This window comes from Lactococcus cremoris subsp. cremoris NBRC 100676 (assembly GCF_001591705.1).
Classification (GTDB): Bacteria; Bacillota; Bacilli; order Lactobacillales; family Streptococcaceae; genus Lactococcus; species Lactococcus cremoris.
Genome location: NZ_BCVK01000072.1, coordinates 1 through 10,469 on the forward strand (window position 1 = coordinate 1; position 10,469 = coordinate 10,469).

The window sequence follows — 10,469 nt, forward strand, 5'->3', positions numbered from 1 at the left end:
GCAAAATTATATTGTCACAAGCATTTGGCGCCGAAATGACTATTGGTCTTGTATTTATCGGCAAAGCACTTTAAAGATGGAGGAAAATGACTCATGACTCAGTTTCAAGAAAACCAGGAACAAATTATGACCTCTTTGACTAACTTGTTTAACAAAATTGATGCTTATTATAAGCCACAGATGGAAGCTGAATTTTCAAATATTTCATTATCAGAAATCGAAACAATTGAATTTATTGCCAAAACTCCCTATCCCAATGTGACAAAATTAGCTCATCATCTTTATATGACACGCGGTGCTGCCAGTAAAATTGCTAAAAAACTTCTCAAAAAAAATCTGATTGAAAGTTATCAAATTCCTCAAAATAAAAAAGAAATTTATTTTCGATTAACGAAAGAAGGTCAGCAGATCAATGACCGTCACGAAAGTCTTCACCAAAAATTTTCCCAAAACGACCAAGTGATCTTTGACGAATTAACTGATGAAGCCGTCAGTAATATTTTAGAATTCCTTGATAAATACAATAATCACCTTGATTCTTCTATCCGAAAAAATATTGAAAAATAAGTCTGTCAGTAAATTAATTTTTACTGACGGTTTTTTTATTTGTTTTTTGTTGACAAAGAAATAATAATGCGATATACTTTTTTTGTTTCCAAGGAAACTCGAATAGAAAAGTGAAGCCTTTAGTCTGACAGAGTTCACTTTAGCAGCTGAAAACCTGCGCAAAAAACTTCCTAAGAAATCAAATAATCATCACAATTCAGCTCGTTCGCCTTGAAGTGACTGAAATTAGATAAAATTGCGAAACTACTCCTTGAGTAGAATCCCTCATTTTTCAATCTAGTTTGTCCATTCTCACTAAGTTACTAATGTAACTCATCGAATGGAAAATTTCATCAATTCAATTTAGTCAAGCAGAATCTGACATCAAAACTGTCAAATTCTTGTTGCCCTTGACCCTTTCCCCCACTTGCTAAAGCAATCGAAAAAGAAAAAAGGTGCAAAGACCCTAGAACGAACTCACATCTTAATGGAGGTTCTCACTATGAACATCAATAAACATGCCCTCACTTTTGGGCTTATCACAACTTTTCTGACAGGACTTGGTTTTACAATCATTTCCCCTGTTGTCCCATTTATGGTCGCCCCTTTTGCAAATGCTCATGACCAAGCATTCATCGTCTCTGCACTAATGGCCATTTATGCACTCTGTACTTTCTTTGCCGCCCCCGCACTTGGCTCTTTATCAGACCGCTTTGGTCGCAAACCAATATTACTAATTTCTTTAGCTGGTTCTGCCTTGGGGTATCTGGTCTTTGGTTTAGCTGGCAGTCTTTGGATGCTCTTTATCGGACGAATCATCGATGGCTTAACCGGTGGAAATATCGTGACACTTTTCGCTTATTTCGCCGATATTACTGATGAAGAAAATCGAACAAAAGTATTCGGATGGACAGCTGCTGCTGTTGGTGTTGGAACAATTTCTGGCCCAACCGTTGGTGGACTCCTAGCCCATTTTGGAAATTCAGTCCCCTTCTACTTTGGAGCAATCATCTCCCTTGCAAATCTTCTTTATGGTGCTTTTGTCATGGATGAAAGCCTTCCTGAAAATAATCGCACAAAAAATTTTTCCCTTAAGCAGCTTAATCCATTCACCCAACTTTTTCAGCTCTTACGCATGAAAAATCTCAATCGTCTCCTCTTTGCCGGTATCTTACTTTGGTTGCCAAATGGTGCGCTCCAAGCTATTATCAGTCAGTTTTCACTTGATAGTTTTGCTTGGACACCTGTATTAATTGGTCTTGCCATTTCAATCATGGGTTTGATGGATATTTTAACTCAAATTTTCATCATGCCCAGACTTCTAAAATTAGCTAATGAAGATAAACTTATCTGTCTAGCAATAGTCTGCGAAATAATTGCTTACTTACTTTTCGCTCTTTCTGCTTTTTCTAAAATGTGGCCCCTCTTCATTCTGGCAATGTTTATCTTTGCTTTTGGAGATAGTATTTTCGGAACTGCCTTCAATGGCAAACTTTCAATATCAGCGACTTCTTCTGAACAAGGTAAACTTCAAGGCGGAAGTCAAGCTCTTCAAGCACTTACACGCGTTATCGGTCCTTTAATTGGTGGACAAATTTACATTAGTCTCGGACATTCTGCTCCTGCTCTTATGGGATTTATCTTCCTTATTCTCGCTTTGATTGTTCTATCGAAAGCGAAATCAAACGAATAATTTATAAATAAAAAAACCACCTCTAAAAGGTGATTTTTATTTATAAATTACAATTTTTCAGCAATATCAGTAATTGCTTTATCAACTGCTGCTTTTTGGCTATCAACCAAAGCAACACGTGCTGTAATTTGTTTAATTGCCATTTCAATTGAACGTTTCAAGCCTTGGTTTTCTAATTTTGGTTCAAAGAAAGCTTTATATTCCGCTAATTTATCAGCAGTTTTGAAAGTATTCCCTGGATAGATGACAAATTTGTCATAACTCATATCACCACCCAATTTTTCTTCAAGGAAAGCCCAATTTGCTTTTTCCCAAGCCCATGCCGCATCTTGTGAAAAATCATTGCGCAAAAGATAGAACCAAGAGAAAGCAATATCTTGTGGTTTAACAATATCGGCATTTTTGAAGCTTTCAAGTAATTCAGCAATAACTTTTTCATCTTTAATCAAAGCAACTGCCCCTTCAAGTTCACGTTTGAATTCTTGGAGGCTTGTTTTGATATAAGTTTCACGATAAGTTTTAACCAATTCAGCCGAGTTAGTTGTTTTGATTTCATTGTTCAAAACAATTGGACGAATATCAGCTGGAATACTTGCTAAATTTTCTTTATGTGTTGCAAAAATTTGGCTAGCTTTTGTTTTGGCATCTGCATTTTCAGAATACAAAGTTTTACTCAACACGATTCCACGAAGGCTCTCATCCCCAGCAGATTCACCAGCAACTTTATCCCAACCCAAACGAGCATAATTTTTAGCAAAAAGTTTTCCTACCAAGCTTTGGAAGGCTTTTTCAGTTTCTGAATCTTCATCAACAAAAAGTTCCAACTCACTAATGAGTTGACTCAAACCAGTATTAACAAGGTAAGATTCTTCATTAGTGAATGATGGCAAGATATTTACAACGTCAGCATAAGAAATCACACCTGCTTTAGCCAACAATTTACGGTCTTGCAAGATTTGGAATTTTGTCACATTCTCCAAAGATTCAACTTCTGAAAGAAGGTCTGTCAGTAAAGCACCCTTATAATCAATGATGTAATGAGCCATATTTGCATCATTCAAAAAGAGAGCTTTACCATTGTTTTTAGTTTTCAAAGCAGCAAACCCTGGAATTTCAACTTTTTCAGAAGAAAGCAAGTCTGGTAGCCCTGTCCAATTGGTATTCAATGGAACATTCCACAAACGTCCTTTGTCAACACCTTCACCAACAAAGAATTGTTTTTGGCTCAAAATCAAAGTATCATCAACGACTTCTGCTGTAACGACAGGGTAACCCGGTTGATTAACCCATGAGTGCATGAAGGCTGCCACATCTTTTCCAGAAACTTCAGCCAAGGCATCCCAAAGATTGTCTCCAACTGTATTTCCATATTGATGGCGTTTGAAATAAAGGGCTAAGCCAGCAGCAAAGTCTTCATCTCCGAGCCATTTACGAAGCATAACCATTAAGCGTGAACCTTTAGCATAGACGATTGCTGGATCAAAAAGTGTTCCAATTTCATCTGGGTGAGTTACTTCAACGTGGACAGATTGAACTCCATCAGTTGCATCACGATTCAATGCCATATTGGCTTCTGAAATTGAGAATGATTCCCAAACGTTCCAACTTGGTTCCAAAGCATCCATACAAACATATTCCATGTTGTTAGCGAATGATTCGTTGAGCCACAAATCATCCCACCATTGCATAGTTACAAGGTCACCGAACCACTGGTGAGCCAATTCATGGGCAATAACTGTTGCCACATATTGTTTACTTTGAATGGTTGCATTTTCAGGGTCAACCAACATGCAAACTTCACGATAAGTGATACATCCCCAGTTTTCCATTGCTCCTGCTGAGAAGTCAGGCAAGGCAATATGCCAGCTGTGTGGAAGTGGATAGGGTGTTTGATAATAATCTTCGTAAAATTCGATTGAACGAATAGCAATATCAAGTGGGAAATCAAGTGCTGCTTGACTATGAGCTTTCGTTGCAAAGGCACCTACTTCAACACCAGATTTTGTTTTTCCTTTTTTATATTGAAGTTCACCGAATACAAAAGCCAAAAGGTAAGAACTCATTTTAACTGTCCGTTCAAAAACGTGAATTCCATTAATATTCAAGAGTTCTGGCATATTTGAAACAATGATGTCGCTTTCTTCTTCATCAAATTTTACTGACAAATCGAAAGTTGCTTTCGCTTCTGGTTCATCAATAGATGGGAAAGCTTGGCGAGCAAAATGGCTTTCAAACTGTGTGCCAATTAGCATTTTCTTTTCACCATTGACTTCATAATATGAAGGATAGATTCCCATCATGTTGTCAGTCAATTCGGCTTCATATTCAAATGAAACAGTCACGCGCCCTGTTTCACCAATTTTAACAACAATTTCTTCATCTTCTTCATTTTCAATGAAGTTTGTATCAACACTAAAAGCGCGAACTTTGTTGAAGTGTAATCCTTTGGCATGAAAGGCAACAACAGTATCTTTTGCTTCCCCAGTAATTGCCACTTGACCTTTTATTTTCTTAGTTTTACGGTCAATATCAAGGAAAATTTTATAATTTTCCGGAACAAAAGTTTCAATTAAACGTTTTACAGCCATATCTTCTCCTAAATATTCAGTATTAATATAATTATATCAAATTGAATAGAAAATTTCGAGTACAAAGAAAAATTACATCTTTTCTTTAACTTATTAAAAAAACTGTCTACTGACAGCTTTTACAGAGGATATTCACTCTTATCAATATCCTCAATTTTTTGTCATTAATTATTTAGTTGCTTCTAAGGCTTTTTCGTAATTAGGCTCATCCGAAAGCTCCGCTAATATTTCACTATAGACGATTTGCCCCCCTTTTACAACAAAAACACTACGAGCAAGACGACCTTTGAGTGGTCCATCATTTAAAACAATACCATAAGCTTGTCCAAAAGTTCCATCATCAGCAAGAATTGTCATTTCAACTCCCTCGGCTGCACACCAATTTTTTTGCTCATCTGCTGTATTATTTGAAATACTCAAAAAGTCAATTTCTGAATGCTTTGCTGCTTCAAGATTAAAATGTTTGGTTTGAAGTGAACAAACTCTAGTATTGATGTCTGGGAACACACTAATCAAAACAGGCTTTTCAAGTTTTGATAATTTAATTTTATTTCCTTTTAAATCTGTCAGTTCAAAATCAGGTGCATCACCACTTGTTGTCGGATTTATTGTTGCTATTTTTTCACCATGAGATGTGATATTCATTGTCATTAATGCTCCTTTATTAATAGTTATATTTTCATTCTATCACAGAATATCCTCTCATCTGGCTCTTATTGCTCATCTTTCGCTGTCAGGTAGGGACTTTCTAAAGGACTTGGAAGTATTAGCTTGTTGTCTTCTGATTTCACAAATTGATAATTAATTTTCTTGATTTTAAGTGTTTGTTTCATGATAGGCTCCTCCTTTGAATAAATAAAGTATATCAGGAAAAACTTGAGAATAACTTAGCTTATTCTCAAGCAAAACTTAATAAAAAAATTACTGACAGTAATTTTTAGCGCTTTATTAATGCTAAAAAAGCTGTCAGTAATTATTATTTTAAAATCATAAAATTATGATTGACAGTCGCTTGAATCACAGGATGATTTTTCAAATAAGCCGCAATCAATTCTGTCATGTCCACTGTTATTTCTCTGACAATCTTGTCAGCAGAAAACATTGGATAATTTCCCCCCCCGACTGCTCGATACTGATTGACTACAATTTCTAAAAACTCCTCACTGGCAACTGGACGTCCCTCAAAACTTAAGTTCACAATTCGCTGACCAATCTTTTTCTTCAAATCAATAGTATAATCAATGCCTTCATACATATCATAATTATAATACTCAGGTTTAGGTTCAACAAAGCGAGGACTAAAAATAATTTCTCCCTCATCATTAATTTCAAGATGTTCAGCCGTTCGTTCTAAGGCAGCTTTTAAATCTGCTCCTGTCACTCTTAAAACAGCTAAAGTATTAGGATAAATGTAATTTGTCAAAATTGAGCGCATGGTAATCTGTTCATCAAAACCTTTAGCTTCATTGTTAAAAAGGGCTGTCCCCGAAATTTTGGCAGCTGTTGCTTCCATTTGTATTTTATTTATCAATTCAATATAAGGATGCTCACTAATGCGCGCGGCCATTGGATCCAGAATTTTCATATTCCCCAATACTTTTCCCATTGGCTGGTCCAACCACTCTTCTGTTTCCTTACTGATATCAGAAATAAGTTCAAGAACCTCTGTCGAAACTTTTGACTTGGCCGTTCTATGAATTTTGGCTTTTGAATGGGTAATTTTTTTTTGCTTATCTAATTCTAGCTCAATTTCCCCAACAAAAGCCCCTCGAAACCCAGGCTGAATCACGGGAACTCCTAAAACATGTTGAGCAATTTTCCGATGCTGATGTCCCGTGACTAGAGCGTCAATCAATTCTCCATATTCCAATAATAATTGGTAGGCTTCATTTTCTCCTGTTAAGATTTCCGTAGGAATTCCTGTCACTAAATCTCGTTCAAATCCCCCATGATAAGCTACAAGAAGCACATCAACGCGCTGACGTAAGTCGGGTAAAATTTTTTTGGCAGCTTCAACAATCGATTGAAAAGTTAAATCTTTAATTGTAGCTGGCTGTTCCCAATGAGGAATATACTGAGTCAAGAAACCAACAATTCCAATTTTTACGCCTTGTCTTTCAATGATTTGATAAGTTGGTCCAAAAGCTGGCTGTCCTTTTTTATCCAAAACATTGGCTGTTAAAATAGGATAATTGACTTGCTTGACATACGTTTCTAAATACTCCAGTCCATAATTAAACTCATGATTCCCTAGTAAGCCAACGTCATAGCCAAAAGAATTTGTGACATTGACTAAATCTTTGATGCCTTCCTTTGCTTTTTTTGCCAGATAGTAAGCCAGAGCAGACCCTTGCAAGATGTCGCCATTTTCAATTTTTATGACGATTTCTCCTTTTTGTTCAGAGGAGCTTGTCAGTTCGTCCATTTTAGTTCGAGCTTTAGCAATCGAAAAAGGTAAATCCATGTCTTTTTCTGTAAAATTTGTGGGAAGAACAAAGCCATGCAAGTCACTTGTTTCAAGAATTCTTATCTTCATCATCCTTTATCCTTTCGCTAATTTTTTTCTAATTCTTGATGAAATGAGTTCAACAAAAATAATTAATACTAAAAGTCCGAGTAAAATCGCTCCAACAGACGACCATTTATAGCCAGACATTGCAAAACTCAATGGCGCACCAATCCCACCAGCACCGACCAAGCCCAAAATGGCAGCATCACGAAGATTCATATCTAAACGATAAAGTAGGATTGAGTAAAGATCTGGTAAAAGTTGTGGCAAAACCCCAAAGCGAATTTTTTGAAAAGTTGTGGCACCAGCTGCATCCATCGCTTCAATGACACCCATATCCAAATCCTCAATGGCCTCAATAAATAACTTTGCAATCATCCCAATGGACTCAAAACCAAGCGCCATCACACCAGCTGACGAACCTAAACCAACAACTGGAATAAACAAAAGGGCATAGATAAATGAAGGAATCGTCCGAATAGCCATTAAAACAAAACGAATCAAATAAGCCAGCCAGTTAGGAACCAGATTTGTTGCCGCCAGAAAAGATAGTGGAACAGCGATAATCGCACCGACCAAAGTTCCAAGAATCCCAATAGCAAAAGTTTGCAGAAAGAGATAAGCCAAACCTGTTTCAGTGAAATTGAAAATTAAACTACTATCTGGATGAAAAATTCCTGTGAAAATATTTTTAGCAATTAAAGCACCATGTTCTGACACCCCGTGATAATGAACAACCGAGGTTGACCAAATTGAAATAGCTAACAAAATGATAAAAATCAAAAGATAATAAAACCATTTTTTAGGTCGTCGATTGTATTCTTCAATAATTTGTGAATTCATTTTTCCTCTCATTTCATTCCTAGGCAATCTTCTTGCGAATGAGTGCACTGACAGAGTCTATAATCATGACCGTAACCAAAATTGAAACCAAAATCATGCCGACACTGGCAAAATCTCGAAAATTTACACGGTCATTTAAGATATTTCCAATCCCGCCTGCACCAACATAACCTAAAATCGCTGCATAACGAACATTTCCTTCAAAAGCATAAAGGGCAGTTGAAAGATAAGTAGGTAAAACTTGAGGAAAAACAGCAATAAAGAAGGCTTTTAAGGGACTCACTCCCAAGGCCTCTGCCGCTTCAAATGGTCCCATATCAACCGTTTCAATGACTTCAAATAATTGTTTTCCGATAAAAGAAAAAGTAAAAATAAAAATCGCAACGACCCCAGCAAAAGTCCCCAGTCCAAAAATATAAGTCGCAATCAAAGCTAAAACTAGCGTTGGCAAAGTTCTTGCAAGCATAAAAATAAAGCGAATGATTCCATTTACTAACCGATTTTTAACGATGTTATTGGCTGTTAAAATTGCAAAAGGGACCGCTAATAAAGCTCCCAATAAGGAAGCAAAAAAGCTCATTTTAATCGTATCAAGCAAAGGAGGAAGTACCTTATCAAAGTAAGACCAGTTTGGTGGAAGCATACTTGCTAATTTTTGTAAAAAGAGTCCACTTCGACTAAGCGCACTAAAGTCAAAATTTGTAAGAAGTACAGATAAACCGATAATTATAATAATAATTATCCAGTAAATCCAAGTACGACTGACTTTTTCTTCAACCACTTCACCCGTGAGGAGTTCTATTTTTTTGGGCTTAAATATTTTATCGTACATTTAGCCCTCTTTTCTATAAACTTCATCTAAAATTTCTTTGGTTACTTCTTGTGAGGGCCCATCATAGACAATCTTTCCTTTTTTGACGGCGATAATTCGTGAGGCATATTCTAAGGCAAGTTCAACATGGTGAATATTTAGTAAAATCGTTTTATTGAGCTCTTCGTTAATTCTTTTAAAATCATCCATTACTTCTTTAGCCGTCACTGGGTCAAGGGCTGAAACAGGCTCGTCAGCCAGTAAAATCTCACTTTCTTGTGTCAGTGCACGCGCAAGTGAAACCCTTTGTTGTTGACCACCAGAAAGTTGATCAGCCCGGATATATGCCTTGTCTAAAATTCCTACTTTATTCAGAGAATCTAAAGCAACAAGTTTATCTTCTTTTGAAAATAAGCCAAAAATCACTTTAAATAAGTTCATGTCTGGGACACGAGCAAACATAACATTTTTTAAAACAGTAACTCTAGGCACTAAATTATAGGATTGAAAAATCATTCCGACGTGGCGTCGAAATTTTCTTAAGTCTTTGCCTTTTAGTTTTGAGACATCCGTATCATTCACAAAGAGACGACCGGAAGTCACATCATTTAAACCATTGACACAGCGAATAAGGGTGGATTTCCCCGCTCCTGATGTCCCAATAATGGCTACAAATTCTCCTTGGTCAATTTGTAAGTTAATATCTGTCAGACCTTTTGTGCCATTTGGGTAAACTTTTGACACATTTTCAAATTTAATCATCACTTCTCCATTCTATATGAAGCTTCTATTTTATTTATTATTGCTTCATTTTCACAAAAAGAGTCTGGAACTCAACGAGTAACCCAGACCCTTTTAAAATGATTTTATTTGTTCATTAGTTGGCTTTACTCATTTCATTTGCCACTTTAATGGCTGTTTTATAGTCATCTTTTGTTGAATCAACATAGCCATCATGTGAATAAATCGCAATAACTTTCTTGCCTTCGGCAGTTTTGGACATATCTTTAATCGCTGTTGAGAGAGCCTTTTTGAACTCTGGTGTCATAATTTTAGATTTTTCTGAAACCATAATTCCGTCATTAGCGATAGCAGGGGTTACTCCAATCACATTTGTATCATCCCAAATGCTTCCTTTTGCACCAAAAGTTGTGGTCCATTTTGTTGCTTCATCTAAACGAGCATCGGCATATTCAGGCATAACATCAATTTGTCCTGATGCAAGTTGAGCCATCGCTGAATCGTAAGAATCCATCGTTACTGTATTTTTCAAATCACGAATTGAATGTTTAAAATTATCTGTCAACCATTGTGAAGGATACATATATCCCGCAGCAGATGAAGTCGATTCAAGCCCCCATTTTGCTTTATTCAAATCTTTCCATGTCAAAGTTCCATCGTTGGCTTCTTTAGCTAATTTTTTACCCATTGGAGAATTACCAGCAATGATTAATGAGCGATATGAAGTCACTTCTTTAT

The 10,469-nt window shown here is 36.4% G+C and carries 9 protein-coding genes; 2 read left to right on the top strand and 7 right to left on the bottom strand.

Annotated elements, in window-relative coordinates; all coding sequences use genetic code 11:
- Positions 1 to 93: 93 nt before the first annotated feature.
- Complete coding sequence (locus tag LLA01S_RS10855) at positions 94 to 567, top strand: MarR family transcriptional regulator (protein WP_011834384.1); 474 nt, start codon at positions 94 to 96, stop codon at positions 565 to 567.
- Between the two features lie 481 nt (positions 568 to 1,048).
- Positions 1,049 to 2,239 carry an MFS transporter gene (locus LLA01S_RS10860; RefSeq protein WP_061778307.1) on the top strand — a complete coding sequence of 397 codons (1,191 nt, stop codon included), beginning with the start codon at positions 1,049 to 1,051 and terminating at the stop codon, positions 2,237 to 2,239.
- A 47-nt stretch (positions 2,240 to 2,286) separates the two neighbouring features.
- Here LLA01S_RS10860 and LLA01S_RS10865 read toward each other — a convergent pair whose 3' ends face one another.
- From LLA01S_RS10865 to LLA01S_RS10895, 7 genes are all read right to left on the bottom strand, one after another.
- On the bottom strand, positions 2,287 to 4,827 hold the full coding sequence (locus LLA01S_RS10865) for a M1 family metallopeptidase (protein WP_061778308.1): 2,541 nt from the start codon (positions 4,825 to 4,827) through the stop codon (positions 2,287 to 2,289).
- 168 nt (positions 4,828 to 4,995) lie between these two features.
- A complete protein-coding gene (locus LLA01S_RS10870; RefSeq protein WP_011675357.1) occupies positions 4,996 to 5,478 on the bottom strand; it encodes a thiol peroxidase in 483 nt (160 codons plus the stop codon).
- Positions 5,479 to 5,803: 325 nt separating this feature from the next.
- A complete protein-coding gene (locus tag LLA01S_RS10875; protein WP_031286603.1) occupies positions 5,804 to 7,363 on the bottom strand; it encodes a bifunctional metallophosphatase/5'-nucleotidase in 1,560 nt (519 codons plus the stop codon).
- A gap of 6 nt (positions 7,364 to 7,369) precedes the next feature.
- The gene (gene phnE / locus LLA01S_RS10880) at positions 7,370 to 8,179 is read right to left on the bottom strand and encodes a phosphonate ABC transporter, permease protein PhnE (protein WP_061778309.1); all 810 of its coding nucleotides are present in this window, start codon (positions 8,177 to 8,179) and stop codon (positions 7,370 to 7,372) included.
- Between the two features lie 19 nt (positions 8,180 to 8,198).
- Positions 8,199 to 9,011, bottom strand: coding sequence for a phosphonate ABC transporter, permease protein PhnE (gene phnE / locus LLA01S_RS10885; RefSeq protein WP_011675353.1), 813 nt, complete (start codon positions 9,009 to 9,011; stop codon positions 8,199 to 8,201).
- Entirely contained in the window at positions 9,012 to 9,752 is a 741-nt protein-coding gene (gene phnC / locus LLA01S_RS10890; protein WP_061778310.1) for a phosphonate ABC transporter ATP-binding protein, read from the bottom strand.
- Positions 9,753 to 9,867: 115 nt separating this feature from the next.
- A partial coding sequence (locus LLA01S_RS10895; RefSeq protein WP_155719846.1) for a PhnD/SsuA/transferrin family substrate-binding protein occupies positions 9,868 to 10,469 on the bottom strand: 602 nt, incomplete at its 5' end.